The sequence below is a fragment of the Croceicoccus sp. YJ47 genome (assembly GCF_016745095.1).
GTDB lineage: Bacteria > Pseudomonadota > Alphaproteobacteria > Sphingomonadales > Sphingomonadaceae > Croceicoccus.
In genome coordinates, this window is record NZ_CP067087.1 from 2,965,781 (window position 1) to 2,980,737 (window position 14,957).

Sequence of the window (14,957 nt, forward strand, 5' to 3'; positions counted from 1 at the left end):
ACCGCGCAGCCGATGAAGAACATCAGGCAGATTATGGACAGGGCGCTCACGGCCACCTCCAATCGTCATAGGTGGCAAGCACAGCGTCGATGGCTGCGAGGATCATGTCGCGACGTTCGGGGCCGGTCATGGCTGCACCTGTGATGCGTGGGCCCGCAGAGCGGCGGCTGTCAGGGCGAGGGCGGGGTGGGCGCTTCCCTCCAATCAAGCGGCCCTTTGATCTGGCAGCAGGCATGATAACCGCCGCGCACCTCACCGCGCATGGTGATCGACCAGAAGGCCTCGCCCGGCACCAACGTCATCGCGGCGTCGAGGCTGGCGGTGTAGGGCTTGGGCGTCACTCGCCGTTCGACCCAACTATCACTATACGGATCGGGGCGATCGTGTTCAAAACGTGCTAGCCCGAGATGGTTCTCAATCCAGCAGTCCACCGACGTGTCCGGCCCGTCCAGCGCCTCAACCCGTTCGGCCAGCGCGATAAGTTCCTGCGCGGTCATCGAACCCGCTCCACGGTATAAGTCCCACACTCGATGCAATGGCCGTCCTCGTAATCGTGAGAGGACCAGCCACAGCGGGTGCAGGCGTAGGCGTGGGGCTTGTCAGCAGGGGCGAACAGCGAGGCGAACAGGGTCGCATGCTGATAGGGCATCTCTGCCATGATCGGGGCGGTCATGATGCGCCTCGGGCTTTGGCGAGGACCGTGCGAGATGCATCCCCAATAGCGTATAGGTCATCCCAGCCAGTGCCGTTCAGGTACTCACACTCGGGGTCATTGCTGGCGGAAGTCTTTTCCAGCCAATCGACTAGCTGCTGCGCGACATTGAGCGCCTCAGGCGCTGCCGAAATTACGCGGGCGTTGGCAATGATTTCGCTCCCGTGGCCGAGGATCGGAACGAGTTCGAAAACAGGCTGTGGGGCCATGGTTGAAACCCATCCGCCAAGTTGTTCGCCCTCGGTCCAATTGCCTTCAAGCTGCCACGGCCCCGGGGTATGCGCCCCGCTCACAACGCACCCCCAATCGCCGGGACATTGTTGTCCAGACCCATGCCGACGAGGGCTTTGAAAGCGTCCAGCTCGTCCTGCGTCGGGCGAACGCGCAGGTTCGGCGCGCGGCCTTCGCGGTGGGCGAACTCGGCATCGACCGCGTCGGAGATCGTCGGGAGGCGCCCGTATTCGGAAATGTAGAAAGCGGTGGCGCCGTTCTCGTCGGCGTCATCAAGGTTCAAGTAGCCCGTAACCTCATAGAGATACGCTTCCTGCGCGGCCTTGAGGCGATTTTCGTCCTGCTCGGCGGCGCCGGTAATGCCGCCCCATTCGATAACGTCGTCACCGAATACAGCAGGGCGGCGGTAGGTGATCCACTCGTCGCGGTTCAGCCGGGCCAGCGTCTCGCGGGCGTCGGGGCTGTCGAACCATGGAGCGGCGTAACCGGCCATCGGGGCGTGGGCGAGGTAGGTCATGCCGCTTCTCCCGTGAGGGCGGCAAGCTGCTTGCGCAGGCTATCAATGCTGGCGAGCCGGTTGGCTTCTTTGTTATGAACGACCGACGCCTCGATCTTAATGACCGACTGCACCTTGTCGGCTAAGGTTTTGCCCTGCACGAAAGAATGCTGGCGCGATCCGTGGTCGCAATCGCGGCTGTCGAAATAGGTTACGCCTACGCCGAAAAATTCATCATAACGATTGAAGCCAACCTGCCATGAGCTTTTCGGCGGCGTGTGCTTATCGATGATTGCAGCAGCAGCGTTAATCGTGTCGCGCTCTGCGTCGGTCAGGGTGTAGGTCATGCGACCCTCCACACGCGCACAGCGTCGCCTTCTTGGCGGGTCGCAACTTTGCCCTTGCCGAGAACCTGCGCGCCGCGGCTGCCCAGAGCCCTCTGAAGATTGGTTACATTTTCAGAGTGGCTTTCGGCCAAAGTGACCTTAAAGCTGTCGCCAACCTCCATTTCGTTGAACGGATATTTGACGTGCGCTTGGCGCGAACTGGGAAGCGGAACGCCCTTCTCGATTTTGATCGCCATCTGTTGTCTCCAATGCGGCGGGGTGCCGCTTCTTGGAGACAGTAAAAGCATATGCCGATATGCTATGCAAGCAAAAAAGCACATCCCTGTATGCCAATTGCGATATGCGCGATTCGTTTGATGCGCACACGCGGCTGTGCACAAAATGGGAACATCGCCTTGCGCTGCATACTATCATGTGCCAAAAGAAAATCCCGGCGAAGCTGTGCAGGCTTCCCGGGGACGGTCACATGGGTTGGTTGAACACTCTGGCGTGTGACGCGGATTTGCTACCAGAAGGGGCCTGACAAAGCAAGAACCCAGTCCGAAAGGTGGAAGGGTGTCAGGCGGGGCGATGCAGCCTCGAAAGTAACCACCGAGCAGCCACTTGCATCAAGCTGGTTGCGCCTGTGAACGACGGTTGGCTCCGAAGGTCATGACGTCGAAATAGGCCGGGCTGCCTTCGCTGCTATAGCGGGGGTAGTTGTCCTGTGCCTATTTCACTCGGGTTTCACCAAAGGTCATTACACATAGGTTAGTAGCTTCTACACCCATGAGCGCGACGATGTTTACAACACCCGCTGCCGATAATCCCCGATGACAATCCCGACGACCTCGATGCTCCGAATATTTTCGGGCGGATTGTTCGTGTTTAACGGCATCTGATGATCGGGATGATCGGATTGCGGCCAAAGCCATTTTCCGCCCTCTCCGTCGACGCGATACTGTTTGAGCGTCGCCTCGATAGTGTCGTCATGGGCATGGCTGTAAACGACCACGTGATCCCCGTCCCGGGGCGGTCGAAAATCAAGCATTTTCACCCATATGACGATGCTACCTTCTTTGAACTCCTTGTTCATTGAATTCCCAGCCACGCGCAGGGCGCGGGCCATCCCCTGAAAACGGCTTGGAACTGGCACATCCACAGCGAAGCTTTCGTGGCTTTCCCATTCTACAGCTTCTTTGAAAACGCCTGCCTGCACTTCTCCGCTCACCATGACGGAAGTTGGGCTGGATACCTCCGGTTCGTCTCCGGAAAGCTGCCAGGATGGCACCTGCGCGGTTCTGGCAAGCTTCGCATAGGTCCGAGGGTCCAGAGCGTTGGAATGGCCATTCAGGAAGTTATAAATCGAGTTTTTGTCGACGCCGCTCGACTTGGCCCATGATGCGATCTTGAGGCCATTACTTTTGATGTAGTTCCGCAGAATATCGCGGCGCTGATCGGGTGTCTTTTCCATAGACGGGCGAATACGACGCGTCGCGCCCATCCCGGTATGCATTTTCAATTGCGCGGCATATCCTGATATGCTAAATAATCCGCCATGATGGCTATCACCGATATTCCCGCGAGGGTTCGATATGCGCTGGATCATGGGGAAACCCGATACAGCTTGGCTAAGAAAGCGGGGTTGCATCGCAACACGCTATACGGATGCGAAGACGAGGGCTGGAACCCAACCCTGGAAACGCTGAGCAAGCTTTCCCCGCACCTTCCGCCGCTCCCCAAGGCAGCAGCATGACGCCGCGCCCCTCCGTTCTCGAAATATGGTCCGCTATCTTCGCGGGCTGCATTTTCTTTTGGACCGTCATGCTCGGGCTGTTTCTCGGGGCGTTTCAATGATCCCGCCCGCGTTTGAAGACACCGGCCACGATGGTGCGCCGTTCGATTTCCCGCGCCCGCCGCTGGAGCAGGTCGAGCATGACGCTCCTCTCGCCTTTTACAACGAGATCGACCCCGTTGCCGCCGAGTGGCTGCGCAACCTTATCGCCGCTGGCCACATTGCCCCCGGCATCGTCGATGAAAGGGATATTCGTGACATACGACCTGACGACCTCGCCGGATTTGTTCAGTGCCATTTCTTCGCTGGAATCGGCATATGGTCCCACGCCCTTCGAAGCGCAGGATGGAGCGACGACCGCCCCGTCTGGACCGGATCCTGCCCATGCCAGCCTTTCAGCGCGGCAGGCGCAAGAAAAGGGGTTGCTGACGAGCGGCACCTTTGGCCGCACTGGTTCTGGCTCATCGACCAGTGCCGTCCTGCAAGCGTCCTTGGAGAGCAGGTTGCGAGCAAGGACGGGCGCGTATGGCTCGATACTGTATCGGCTGACCTGGAAGCATTGGGACTTGCCTTCGGGGCGTCGGATTTGTGCGCTGCGGGGTTCGGCGGCGCGCATATCCGGCAAAGGCTCTACTTTGTCGGAACCCGAATTGAAGGGGTGGACGACGCCACAGGCGCACGACACGTCGGGCCGGTCGGTGGGGCAGAAAGCCATCCACGGGACGAAGCACGGTTGCGCTTGCTTGGTGAGGGAGGCGGCATTGGCGGGCTGGCCGACGCCGACCAGCAAGGAGGCAGCGGGCGGAGAATACAAAGACCCGTTGAAGGCGCTGGCGAGGGTGAAGGGTCCGCATTCGAACGACCTCCGGGACTTCGCCAAGATCGCCACACCCATGCGCCTATGCTCGGACGGGACCCTGCTGACTGGCTGTTCTGCCGGGATGGCAAGTGGAGGCCGGTTGAACCCGGCACATTCCCGCTGGCTGATGCGCCTACCGGCCGCGTGGGACGACTGCGCGCCTACGGAAACGGCCTCGACGCTGAAACGGCGGCGCAATTCATCACCGCGGTGATCGAAACCCAAGACGCAGCCGGGGGCCAGAATGACCCTGAAACCGGCGCGCTCGATCTTTTTCCCCTTTCTCATGTTCATGGAGGTAGCTGATGCCCGATAGGCACATCCACCCATCGCGCCGCGTATTTTCCGCGTCAAACGTGCGCTGGGCCATTGCTGAGGCTCTGCGCGAGATCCGCGAAGAGGACGACCTTACCGACGCCGATATGGGTGCGCTGCTCGGTAAGAGCGCCGACCGTGTGCGGGCTTATCGCCGTGAAGAAGCGACCATGGATGCCGAGACGTTCGGGCGCGGCAAACGGGAGTTCAACGGGAGATTCACAGGCTACTTCGATCGGCTCTGCATCGACAGCCGCCCCGGTCCGCTTTGCGATCGGCACGGCCAGTCCAGCATTCTTGCCGCCGCCCTCGCGCTATCGGTTGCACTTGAGGATGGCGAGATCGACGCAGACGAAGTGCGGGAGAACCGGCAGACGCTGGAGAACGCCCGCGATGCCATTGATGCCCAGCTTCGCAAATTGCGCCCTGCGCAGGCGGTGGGGCAATGAGCCCGCGTCGTCCCGCTCTCCGTTGGCATGGTGGCAAGTGGTTACTCGCCCCATGGATCATCAGCCATTTTCCCAAGCATCAGGTATACGTGGAGCCGTTCGGCGGTGCAGCATCAGTGTTGCTTCGTAAGCAGCGATCATACGCTGAAATCTATAACGACCTTGATCAGTCCGTAGTGAATTTGTTCCGCGTTTTGAGGTCGGAGCAGGCGGGTAAACTGGTCGAGAGTCTCCGTCTTACTCCATTTGCGCGCGACGAATTTAGCGAGGCGTATCAGGACGCGGAATGCCCGATAGAGCGCGCGCGACGGCTCGTCATTCGTTCGTTTATGGGTTTCGGGAGCAATGGCCACAACAAGCTGACTGGCTTTCGCGCGAACAGCAACCGTAGCGGGACGACGCCCGCTCATGACTGGCAAAATTATCCCGATAGTCTCGCGCTAATAGTTGGACGGCTTGGCGGTGTGACCGTCGAGAACAAAGACGCAAAAGCCGTGATGGCGCAGCACGACGCGCCGACAACCCTTCACTACGTGGACCCGCCCTACGTTTGGGCAACTCGCGACAAGGGAGATGATTACGCGCACGAACTGACAGACGATCAGCATAGCGATCTACTCGCTTTTCTGCGCGAATTGCGCGGAATGGTGGTCCTTTCCGGCTACCCGAACGAAAAATACGATGCCGCACTTTCGGATTGGACACGCGTCGAGCGAAACGCCCTTGCGGACGGAGCTCGAGCACGCGTCGAAGTTCTTTGGCTGAACCCTGCGGTGACCGACGCGACGAGCAACGGGCCTCTGTTTGAAGGGAAAGCAGCATGACCCTCGCTACCCGCATAGCCGCCATGTTCACCCGCCGCGACGATGGACGCTGCGAGCCTGTGGACCCCATGATCCACAACGCCCGGCGCATTAACTGGGCACTGCTCCCCCCGGTGGATCCTGATTACGACGAAACCACGCTCGATGCGCATCTTGCCCGTCGCAAAGCAGCGCGCCCCGACCGTCAGGCTGCGGCCAAGCGGGGGAGGGGCGCATGATCCTGTCCGCCGACCTTCTCTATCACACCGCAGTCGTTTTCGGGGTGTCCGTCGATGATCTTCGCGGGCCTCGCCGGTTCAAAGAATATACCGTTCCGCGCAGCGCTTATTCCTACCTTGCGCGCGAGCTGGCCGGGCGGTCTTTCCCCAGCATCGGCAGGACGCTGGGTGGGCGCGATCACAGCACGATTATCAACGGCCACAGGAACATTAAACGGGCCGTAGAGAGGTGTGGCGTGTTGGCGGAGGCACTTGGCATCATACGTCACAGGGCCATCAAAACCGCCGAGCAGCGCAAGGTAAACCCCTTGGCCCGGCCTGAAGATACACCACTGCCTGAACGCGTTTTCTTCCTGCTCGACGGCCACGAAGGCGTGTGGATACGGGCCGACGATGCGCGCGCCATGATTGCCAGCATGACGCAGAAAAAGCGGGAGATTTACCACGAATTTGTGGCGTGGAAATCTACTCTGCCGGACGAAAAAGAGCCGGAAGCTCCAGTGCGCCGGACTAAAATTCTGGCGTTCACGCCGTCGAAACCCGAAACCCCTCTGCACGAACTGGACGAGGATGAATACCTCGACCGCCTCGCGCAGATCGCCATGTCGAAGGAGGACGCATGACCCCCTCCGCCCTGCGCAAGATCGCCGCCAAGCTGCGCGAGATCAACGCCGACCTCGACCCTGAGAATATCGAACTGAACCGCGAGGCTCTGAGCGTCGAGATACGCCGCCTCGAAGCGCAGGCCGAAATGGCTGAGGGAGGGCTGGGTGATGCATAAGTATCGAGCCAAGCCGACGACCTGCATCCACGGCCATAAGCACGCCAGCAAGCGCGAGGCGGTCCGCTGTGTCGAACTGCACCTGCTTCAGCAGGCGGGGCAGATCGGGGATCTTGAGATCGAGCCGACCTTCACGTTCCAGATCAATGGGAAGCCGTTGAAGATGGAGAACGGTCAGGCGGCGAAATACCGCCCGGATTTCATCTACACCGAAAACGGCCAGGACATTGCCGAGGACGTGAAGGGCTTTGTTGTGCGCGACTTCCCGCTTCGCGCCGCCCTGTTCCGTGCCCTGTATCCCACCATCGAACTGAGGGTGACGAAATGAGCGTCGTTCCGTTTCTCCGTCCCGTGCCGCCCGTCCCCATCATCCATTACGATGAGGGGAAGGCATCCCGCGCATACATGGCCTATCTCGGCGTTCTCGCGCACGGACAGGCCGATCCCGACCTCGCCGCTACCGATGAATGGGAATACCTCCGTCAGTGCGCCTACAGGCAGTTTGAAGCAGCTTATGCCGCCGGGGGTGCGGCATGACCCTATCCGACATGCTGATCCGTACACAGCGTGCAGCCCTGATCGGCGCGCTTGTCGAGACGTTCGAAAATAACAGCGCCCGTTTGTCCCTTATCCGCGATCTACACGCTGCCGAGATTATCTCCGGCACGACAGCCGACATGCTCGTGGAAATCTACAGCATGGAGTCCGCATAATGGCCGCTGGTTATATCAAGCTTTTCCGAGGCTGGCAGGACTGCCCGGCACTGTCCGATGCGGAGCGCAAGCTGGCATGGATATGGCTGCTTGAGAACGCCTGCTGGAAGCCCGCCAGCTTCAATGTGAAAGGCAAGACAGTCCACCTCGAACGCGGTCAGATTTGCGTCTCCGTGCGCCATCTTGCGGCCGCTTGGAACTGGTCAAAATCGGCCGTTGACCGGTTTTTGACCCGTCTCGAAACCGAGACAATGGTGAAGCGCGAAGCGGGACACGGAAAACTGGTCCTAACCATCTGTAATTACGGAAAATATCAGGACGGCGAAGATGCCGACCGGGACAGCAGCGGGACAGCAACCGGGACAACAGCGGGACAGCAGCGGGACACAAAAGAAGAAAGAGAAGAAAGAAAGAAGGAAGAAACTAAGGGCGGCTACGCCTTCGACGGGCGAGTTGTTCGGTTGAATTTCGCCGATTACCGGCGGTGGCAAACTGCCTTCCCTGATCTCGACCTCCGTGCCCAGCTTACGGCACGCGATGATTGGCTTTCCGGTCAGGACCAATCGGTTCGCAAGCGATGGTTTCAGTCGACATCGAGCTGGCTTGCCAAGCGGCAACAGGAAACGACCGCCGCTGCAAGCACGGACCTCATGGCGGATTTCATATGCTGATCCCCAACCGCCCCGGCAAGCACACGTGTCCACAGTGCTCGCACACCCGGCGGAACAAGCGGGACCGCTGCCTCAGCGTGACGAGGGATGACCGGGGGACGGTCTGGCACTGCCACCATTGCGGATTTTCAGGAGCGGAAAACGATGATTCACGAGAAGCACATGGAATGGATTTCCGCCCGCGGTCTCGATCCGCAGCTTGCCGAGCGGTTCGGCCTGAAAACGATCCAGCGCGAAGGCAAGGCATGGCTGGCAATTCCCTATTTCGACGGGGACGACCTGATCAATCACAAATACCGGCGGACCTCCGAGAAGGACCATCGGATGGACACCGGCGCGCCGCTTGCGCTGTGGAACGCGAACGTCCTGCGCGACCCGAAAGTGCGCAGCGGGCAAGTGCCTGTCGTGATTACCGAGGGGGAATGGGACGCACTGGCGGCGATACAGGCAGGGTTCCCGCTGACGGTCTCCGTTCCGAACGGTGCGCCTTCGTCGGAAACCGCTGACCTCGATCAGGCCAAACGTTACGAATGGGTCGATCGCCATGCCGATGACCTGTCGCACGTGGCGGAATTCATCCTGGCGGTCGATGACGACAAGGCGGGCCATTACCTGCGCGCGGATCTCGTCGCGTTGCTTGGTGCCGATCGCTGCCGGTTCATCGAATACCCGTTCCCCTGCAAAGACCTTGGCGAGGTTCTGGAGGAATACGGGGCCCAGCGCGTCGCCGAATGCATCGGGCAGGCCAAGCCTTATCCGGTGCAGGGTCTCTACACCGTCGATGATTTCCCCGAACGCGGCGAGGTCCGGTCCTACAGTATCGGGGTTCGTCCGATCGCCGACATGATCCACATCGTGCCCGGCACGCTCACGGTCCTGACCGGCTACGCGAACATGGGCAAATCTACCCTGATGAACGCGGTCATCGCGCACACGCTGCGCTACCACTTCCCGGTTTGCGTGGCGTCGTTCGAAACCGATGTGCGGCCGATCCTCGTCGACGGCCTGCGCATGGCGATCAACCAGTGCAGCAAGCACGACCTGACAAAGGTGGATTGCAGCGATGCCGACAGGATCATTCGTGAGCGCCTGACCATCATTTCGCAGGCAGTCGATGAGGACATGGAAATGGACCTCGACAAGTTCCTGTCGCTGTGCCGCACGGCGGTGCTTCGCCACGGCGCCAAGATGATCGTGCTCGATCCGTGGAATGAGCTGGAACACAAGCGCAAGCGGGATGAAACGGAAACCGATTACATCGGGCGCGCCATCCGGGCGATCAAGCGGTTCGCCAAGCAATACGATGTGGCGTTCTGGATCGTGGCGCACCCCACCAAGCCGCACGAGGGACATAAGAAGATCCCCGGCCTTTACGACATTTCAGGCAGCGCAAACTGGGCGAACAAGCCGGATTACGGGCTGACCTACCATCGCCCGAATTTCAAAGACAACATCGCCAAGATCGTCACGACGAAGGTGCGCATGGGTCTGCCGGGACGCCGCGATGAGGTCGAGGTGACGTTCGATTTCCGGTCGAGTGAATTCCATGCGGTCGCCCAATAATGGCGCGTTCCTCGCAGACCTATCCAGCGCCCTGCCGGACAGCACCATTCGCAAACGCTGGCAGGCAGGGGACTACGGTCCGATCCGCACTGATTACGCCCGCCAATGGTGGAAGCTCGCAGGCCGTGCACCGGCAGAACATGATTGAAGGGGAATGACGATGGCCTTTTTCGAGATTGTTGGAATGCTCACCACAGGGGTGATTGCGCTGCTCGCCTTGCGTGTGGCTTCCGAGATCGCAGGCAACATCTACGGAGGTGTCACAGGCGCCTATCGCATCCGCAAATTTTTTGCAGCGCGCGATGGGGCAGCAAAAATCACGCACCTATCGGCGATAAGGCAGGGCTTTCGGGCGTGGCTCGGAGGCACGTCAATTCGCATCACGGTGGGTAACGTGACGATCCCGTTCGACGGGCGGTTGCCGATTTCCGGCGAAGAAGGGGAATAACGATGGGCAAGGCAAAAGCACGCGACCGCAATGCCAAGCGCCGGGACGAGAGCGACGTGCAGTTCCGCTCCCGGCTTGCACGCCAGCGGCAAAACGAGCGGGACCGCAATGAGCCGATCGTGCCGAAGGAAGCGCAGGCACACGGTGACTATCACACCGCATTCGTCACCCATGCGGAGACGAATACCAAAGCGCATGTGGTCATGAACCGGGGAGGGTGCCCTGTAAGCCGCTGGAAGGCCGCTGGGAGGCTTTCCGATACCCAAGTGGGGGCGATAGACCTGTGCCACCATCTATGGGCCTTGGCGGGCCTTAAAACGAAGATGACCGCCAACTATGGCGAGCGTATCCCCGGTTGCGGTAATTCAGAGCGGTTCGCCATCAACGAGATCGAGGCGCGCGACGACCTTCATCGCATCAAGGGATATGTGCCCGCGAAGTATTGGGACATTTACGAAAACGTGGTGCGCTTCGATGAGCCTGCGGGTGTCGCTGGATCTACGCTGGCCCGTAACACGCGATCGGGCATGGATGCTGCGTTCGTGGTGGTGTGCTTTGTCGCCGATGTGATTGCGATGAAGGAGGGGTTGTGATGACTCCGCTTGCCCACCGGATTGCCAAGGAACTGACGCTTCCAGTGAAGTCGCGCACCTTCATTGACCAGTGCGGCCTCTTGCAAGCTATGGCGGATATACATTGCTTCGACGTCACGGAGGTTATGAGTCTGATAAGTGACCTAGCGCAGCGACAGGTCGATGAATGTGGCGCAACAAACTGCTTTGCTTTTACGCCAGAGCAATCGTTTCTCCCGGCCCCCCGAACTTGGATAGAGTTCAAGCGTCAGGATGGGACAAGGGATGCCGTTCTCATGGTTGAACAAGGGGATGGATGGGCAGGCTCAATGTGGGCGAGTGATGCGATAGATTTCTGCTCAGCCAAAGAACGGGGGTGGCTCCCTCTTGATGAGGCATGCTTGCCTCTAGGCCCTAATGCCCCCGCAACAGCGGTGCGCACTGTGCCGGGTGAGGGGCAAGAGGAAATGAGGGGCTGGAATTGGTGGGCATGGGCTGCTCTAGCCATCATCAACTCTCCCCGACTGATCGGACGTAAGCAGCACATGCCGCACCGTGGGCTTGAGCGGCGATTGGCGAAATCAAAGGGGCTGGTGGGCAAGTTTCCGCTCCACGCATGGACCGAACTAAAACTATCCGTTTCGGACATTGGCGGGCGGGCGGATGGCACCGAGCATGAGGCTCACTACACGGGGGAGAAGTGCCTTCATTTTTGCCGCTCCCATATTCGGATTCGTCGGGGCAGGCTCGAACGCGTAACAGCACACTGGCGCGGCAATCCCGCTCTCGGCATCAAGCGCACCCGATATGCCGTTACACCTTGACAATGGCGCGCACCTAAGATAAGCAATCCGCAATCGTTGGACTTGCGCCCGCGATCTACGCGGGTCACGCCCTCAAATTAGAGAGGAGGTGATCTAGCGGTTCGGGCGCGCAAGTTTCGACACGAGATTATGTTCCTGCTCTGCATGGGTTAACGTGGTTCTAGAGCACGCCATGCAACAGGCTTGAGGCCCGCCTGATCCGAATACGTTGGCTAGACCAACCGTGCTGGCGCTTAAAGCCAGATAGGGTCAGGCGGGCCTCCCCAACACATTCACAAGGCTCCACGCTTAACCGCGCTGGGGCTTTTTTCCTTTTGGCTGCGGTTCTTTCCCTGAACCAGCCAACCCACCAGGCAGATCAACCGACGCAACCTATAGGCAGCATACTGCATCAAGCGGTCGGCGCTGTCTCGTCTGGTGGGTGAAATACGAGGAGCGCGATGTGGCTGCTTCATGGCGTGATGACCGCCGCAAGACAGCAGAGCGGGGCTATGGCAGCAAATGGCAGCGTGAGCGTCTAGTGTTCCTCGACCAACATCCGCTTTGCGAGCGTTGTGAGGCAGACGGACGCGTAGAGGCGGCAACGGTGGTCAATCACCGGATACCGCACAAGGGCAACATGAAGCTGTTCTGGGATCGCTCCAACTGGGAGGCGACCTGCAAGCGCCACCATGACAGCGACATCCAAAGGGAAGAGCGATCTGGTGTCGTGAAGGGGAATGGCAGGGACGGTCGACCGACCGACCCGTGCCACCCATGGAACCGTTCAGGTGAGGGGCGGAGAGGCTGAGCAGCCCCCCCGGGTCGAAAGTCTGGGTTGAGATTCCTCCTGACCGGTGTCGGCCCACCGTGTGCACCGAAAGCAATTCTGAAACAAAAAGTTCGGGGCACCCCGAAGGGGTGAGATGCTATGAACGCAGTCGAAGGCACTGGCGGGATCGTTGCTGAACCGGATTGGGCGCTGCTGTTGTCCGATGGGCTGGAGCAGGAAGCCGCATCCGGTCACTGGCGCCGTGTGACGAACGAAATGCGGGATCGCGATACGCTTGCCGCGTCGAACGCGCATGCTGTGCAGAGGCTCGTCCTCTCGTATATTCTTTACGACCGGTGTTCGCGTGATGTCGCAGAGAACGGAGCGGTCACGAAGCCGAAGCGGGGCAACCCGAAGGCGATTGCCCGGCTGAGCCCCTACTTTCAAGCGATGCGCGAGGCTGGTTCCGATGCCGAGCGGCTTGAAGCCGACCTGGGTCTGACCCCGCGGCGGCGTAGCAGTGTCACGAAGGTGCAGAAGCGGACCGAACGCAAAACGGCGTCGGCGAATTACCTGAAGCCCGTTGCACAATAAATATCTGGCGCAAGCCGACCCTACGACAGCTTGGGCAAAGGATGCTGTCGCTGGGAAGTTCGTGTGCGGAGAACTGGTCAAGCACGCCGCTGAACGTCACCTGCGCGATTTGAAGGATGGAGCGAGCCGCGGGCTTTACTGGAAGCCGGAAGCGGCTGCGCATGCGCTTGGGTTTCTGCCAGCGGTGTTCAGTGTCACCGATGGGCCAAGGGCTGGGGAGCCGTTCTACCCGCTAAGCTGGCACACGTTCGTTGTCGGCTCGCATTTCGGTTGGCTCACGTCGACGGGCCGATGGCGGTTTCGCACCGGATGGTGGGAGACCGGCAAGGGGCAGGCTAAATCTCCGCTGATGGGGGCCATCGGGGTCTACATCATGGGGTGGTGCAATATCCCGCGAGCCCAGTGCTTTCTGATCGGTCAGGACAAGGCGACAGCCAGCGTTCCGTTCCGGGACGCGGTGGCTATGTGCCGGGCGGATATACCGGGCGAAGCGGACGGCGATAGCTTGGAGAGCCGCGGCGAGGTTATCATTCGCGGCGAAGGCGACAACGCTTGGAAGATCGAGCATCCCGATTCAGGTGGTTTTTTCCGGACGCTGGCGGGCGGCGACAGCCAGTCTGGTCCGCGCCCGGCGTTCGTCGGGGCTGACGAGATACACGAATTCAAGTCCGACCACTCCATCGAGACATGGAAGCGGGCGATCGACAAAGTGGCCGGCAATGCGCTGATGGTGCTCGGCACGAACACGCCCGCTACATCGCAGTTGGTCGGCACGAGCTATTCGGAAATGTACCAGGCGATTGCGAAGGGCGAGGCGCGGGACGACAGCTCGTTCGCGTTCATTGCCCGGGTCGATAAAGAGGACCGCGAAACCATATTCGAGAATGAGGCGGCATGGGCGAAGGCATTGCCTGCCCTTGGCGAGACGTTCCCGATAGAAAACCTGCGGGCGACGGTGGCTGCAGCGACTTTGCGGCAATCCACAAAGTCGAGCGTAAAGCGCCTGTATTTCGGAATTGACATCGGTGCCGCGGATTTCTGGATCGATGAGGAAAAGTGGGCGGCGGTTCAGGGCGCGGTGGATAGCCGGGCCATGCGCGGCCGCAAGTGCTGGCTCTCGCTCGATCTGTCTCGCAAGAACGATCTGACCGCGCTGACCGGCACATGGGAAGCTGGTGACGGCGGGCTGCTTGCTTCGAAGACCTGGTACTGGACAGTCAGGGAAGGTCTGGAAGATCGCGCTGAGGAAGATCGGGCGCCATATCTGGATTGGGTCGAGGACGGGTATCTGACGGCCACGCCGGGTTCGACGATCGACTACACGTTTGTCGCGCAGCAGGTCGCGGAAATTGTTGCGGCGCACGACGTTGTCGAGCTCGTCGTCGACATAGCTTTTGTGACGGAGTTTCGAGAGGCCTGCAATGAGGTGGGGCTTGAAACATGGCTCTACGACGGGCCGGGCAAGCCTGAGGGGCGCGGGCTTCGGATCGTGAAGCATGCTCAGGGCAAGAAAGTAATCTTCGAGGACCGGCAGCTTTGCATGCCTCATTCGATCACACGGACGGAAGACGCAATTCTTGAATGCCGTGTCGTCATCGACAGTTCGCCGGTGACCTATTCGTGCGCGGGCAACGTCCATATGGACGAAGACGGGCAAGGCAACCGGTGTTTTGACAAGGCGAGATCACGCGGGCGCATTGACGGCATGGTGACCATTGCGATGGGCATTGGCGCAGCAACCGCTGCGCAGAAGCCTAAAAAGAAATCGGTTTACGCCTCCCGCGGCGTGCTGAGGATATAGGAGGGCGGATGTGG

24 protein-coding genes and 1 pseudogene are annotated in these 14,957 nt (G+C 60.0%); 18 read left to right on the forward strand and 7 right to left on the reverse strand.

What is annotated here, in order from left to right; all coding sequences use genetic code 11:
• Window positions 1–170 precede the first annotated feature (170 nt).
• The 7 genes from JD971_RS14425 to JD971_RS14455 all read right to left on the reverse strand — a co-directional run bounded on the left by JD971_RS14425 (window position 171) and on the right by JD971_RS14455 (window position 3,374).
• A complete protein-coding gene (locus tag JD971_RS14425) occupies window positions 171–497 on the reverse strand; it encodes a hypothetical protein (RefSeq protein ID WP_202084458.1) in 327 nt (108 codons plus the stop codon).
• Window positions 494–673 (reverse strand): hypothetical protein, encoded by a 180-nt coding sequence (locus tag JD971_RS14430; RefSeq protein WP_202084459.1) that lies wholly within the window; start codon window positions 671–673, stop codon window positions 494–496. Before JD971_RS14430 ends, JD971_RS14425 begins: the two co-directional genes overlap by 4 nt.
• A complete protein-coding gene (locus JD971_RS14435; RefSeq protein WP_202084460.1) occupies window positions 670–921 on the reverse strand; it encodes a hypothetical protein in 252 nt (83 codons plus the stop codon). The genes JD971_RS14430 and JD971_RS14435 overlap by 4 nt, the downstream gene beginning before the upstream one ends.
• Window positions 922–1,001: 80 nt before the next feature.
• Window positions 1,002–1,460, reverse strand: coding sequence for a hypothetical protein (locus JD971_RS14440; protein WP_202084461.1), 459 nt, complete (start codon window positions 1,458–1,460; stop codon window positions 1,002–1,004).
• Window positions 1,457–1,786: a hypothetical protein gene (locus tag JD971_RS14445; protein ID WP_202084462.1), complete on the reverse strand. Its 330-nt coding sequence runs from the start codon at window positions 1,784–1,786 to the stop codon at window positions 1,457–1,459. The genes JD971_RS14440 and JD971_RS14445 overlap by 4 nt, the downstream gene beginning before the upstream one ends.
• A complete protein-coding gene (locus JD971_RS14450) occupies window positions 1,783–2,022 on the reverse strand; it encodes a hypothetical protein (protein ID WP_202084463.1) in 240 nt (79 codons plus the stop codon). The genes JD971_RS14445 and JD971_RS14450 overlap by 4 nt, the downstream gene beginning before the upstream one ends.
• Before the next feature lie 548 nt (window positions 2,023–2,570).
• Window positions 2,571–3,374 carry a LexA family transcriptional regulator gene (locus tag JD971_RS14455; protein WP_202084464.1) on the reverse strand — a complete coding sequence of 268 codons (804 nt, stop codon included), beginning with the start codon at window positions 3,372–3,374 and terminating at the stop codon, window positions 2,571–2,573.
• 244 nt (window positions 3,375–3,618) lie between these two features.
• Between JD971_RS14455 and JD971_RS17230 the strand changes: the two are divergent.
• The 18 genes and pseudogenes from JD971_RS17230 to JD971_RS14540 form a co-directional block, all read left to right on the forward strand.
• Window positions 3,619–4,149: pseudogene (locus JD971_RS17230) on the forward strand (DNA cytosine methyltransferase); the annotation flags it as partial.
• A gap of 312 nt (window positions 4,150–4,461) precedes the next feature.
• A complete protein-coding gene (locus JD971_RS16675; protein WP_236672119.1) occupies window positions 4,462–4,725 on the forward strand; it encodes a hypothetical protein in 264 nt (87 codons plus the stop codon).
• Between the two features lie 50 nt (window positions 4,726–4,775).
• Window positions 4,776–5,183, forward strand: a complete 408-nt coding sequence (locus JD971_RS14465; RefSeq protein ID WP_202084467.1) for a hypothetical protein — start codon at window positions 4,776–4,778, stop codon at window positions 5,181–5,183.
• The gene (locus JD971_RS14470) at window positions 5,180–6,007 is read left to right on the forward strand and encodes a DNA adenine methylase (RefSeq protein WP_202084470.1); all 828 of its coding nucleotides are present in this window, start codon (window positions 5,180–5,182) and stop codon (window positions 6,005–6,007) included. The genes JD971_RS14465 and JD971_RS14470 overlap by 4 nt, the downstream gene beginning before the upstream one ends.
• Window positions 6,004–6,225, forward strand: coding sequence for a hypothetical protein (locus JD971_RS14475; protein ID WP_202084473.1), 222 nt, complete (start codon window positions 6,004–6,006; stop codon window positions 6,223–6,225). The genes JD971_RS14470 and JD971_RS14475 overlap by 4 nt, the downstream gene beginning before the upstream one ends.
• Entirely contained in the window at window positions 6,222–6,848 is a 627-nt protein-coding gene (locus JD971_RS14480; RefSeq protein ID WP_202084475.1) for a helix-turn-helix domain-containing protein, read from the forward strand. The genes JD971_RS14475 and JD971_RS14480 overlap by 4 nt, the downstream gene beginning before the upstream one ends.
• Window positions 6,845–7,006, forward strand: a complete 162-nt coding sequence (locus JD971_RS14485) for a hypothetical protein (RefSeq protein ID WP_202084477.1) — start codon at window positions 6,845–6,847, stop codon at window positions 7,004–7,006. The genes JD971_RS14480 and JD971_RS14485 overlap by 4 nt, the downstream gene beginning before the upstream one ends.
• Complete coding sequence (locus JD971_RS14490; protein WP_202084480.1) at window positions 6,999–7,334, forward strand: DUF1064 domain-containing protein; 336 nt, start codon at window positions 6,999–7,001, stop codon at window positions 7,332–7,334. The genes JD971_RS14485 and JD971_RS14490 overlap by 8 nt, the downstream gene beginning before the upstream one ends.
• A complete protein-coding gene (locus JD971_RS14495) occupies window positions 7,331–7,543 on the forward strand; it encodes a hypothetical protein (protein ID WP_202084482.1) in 213 nt (70 codons plus the stop codon). Before JD971_RS14490 ends, JD971_RS14495 begins: the two co-directional genes overlap by 4 nt.
• Window positions 7,540–7,719 (forward strand): hypothetical protein, encoded by a 180-nt coding sequence (locus JD971_RS14500; protein ID WP_202084484.1) that lies wholly within the window; start codon window positions 7,540–7,542, stop codon window positions 7,717–7,719. Before JD971_RS14495 ends, JD971_RS14500 begins: the two co-directional genes overlap by 4 nt.
• Window positions 7,719–8,390 (forward strand): hypothetical protein, encoded by a 672-nt coding sequence (locus tag JD971_RS14505; protein ID WP_202084487.1) that lies wholly within the window; start codon window positions 7,719–7,721, stop codon window positions 8,388–8,390. The genes JD971_RS14500 and JD971_RS14505 overlap by 1 nt, the downstream gene beginning before the upstream one ends.
• Window positions 8,391–8,534: 144 nt before the next feature.
• The gene (locus JD971_RS14510) at window positions 8,535–9,953 is read left to right on the forward strand and encodes a bifunctional DNA primase/helicase (protein ID WP_202084489.1); all 1,419 of its coding nucleotides are present in this window, start codon (window positions 8,535–8,537) and stop codon (window positions 9,951–9,953) included.
• On the forward strand, window positions 9,937–10,101 hold the full coding sequence (locus JD971_RS14515; protein WP_202084491.1) for a hypothetical protein: 165 nt from the start codon (window positions 9,937–9,939) through the stop codon (window positions 10,099–10,101). Before JD971_RS14510 ends, JD971_RS14515 begins: the two co-directional genes overlap by 17 nt.
• Window positions 10,102–10,113: 12 nt before the next feature.
• Entirely contained in the window at window positions 10,114–10,401 is a 288-nt protein-coding gene (locus JD971_RS14520) for a hypothetical protein (protein ID WP_202084493.1), read from the forward strand.
• Between the two features lie 2 nt (window positions 10,402–10,403).
• Complete coding sequence (locus tag JD971_RS14525) at window positions 10,404–10,994, forward strand: hypothetical protein (RefSeq protein WP_202084495.1); 591 nt, start codon at window positions 10,404–10,406, stop codon at window positions 10,992–10,994.
• 1,245 nt (window positions 10,995–12,239) lie between these two features.
• Window positions 12,240–12,587, forward strand: coding sequence for an HNH endonuclease signature motif containing protein (locus tag JD971_RS14530; RefSeq protein WP_202084497.1), 348 nt, complete (start codon window positions 12,240–12,242; stop codon window positions 12,585–12,587).
• Window positions 12,588–12,707: 120 nt separating this feature from the next.
• On the forward strand, window positions 12,708–13,142 hold the full coding sequence (locus JD971_RS14535; RefSeq protein ID WP_202084499.1) for a P27 family phage terminase small subunit: 435 nt from the start codon (window positions 12,708–12,710) through the stop codon (window positions 13,140–13,142).
• On the forward strand, window positions 13,132–14,943 hold the full coding sequence (locus tag JD971_RS14540) for a terminase large subunit (RefSeq protein ID WP_236672120.1): 1,812 nt from the start codon (window positions 13,132–13,134) through the stop codon (window positions 14,941–14,943). Before JD971_RS14535 ends, JD971_RS14540 begins: the two co-directional genes overlap by 11 nt.
• Window positions 14,944–14,957 lie beyond the last annotated feature (14 nt).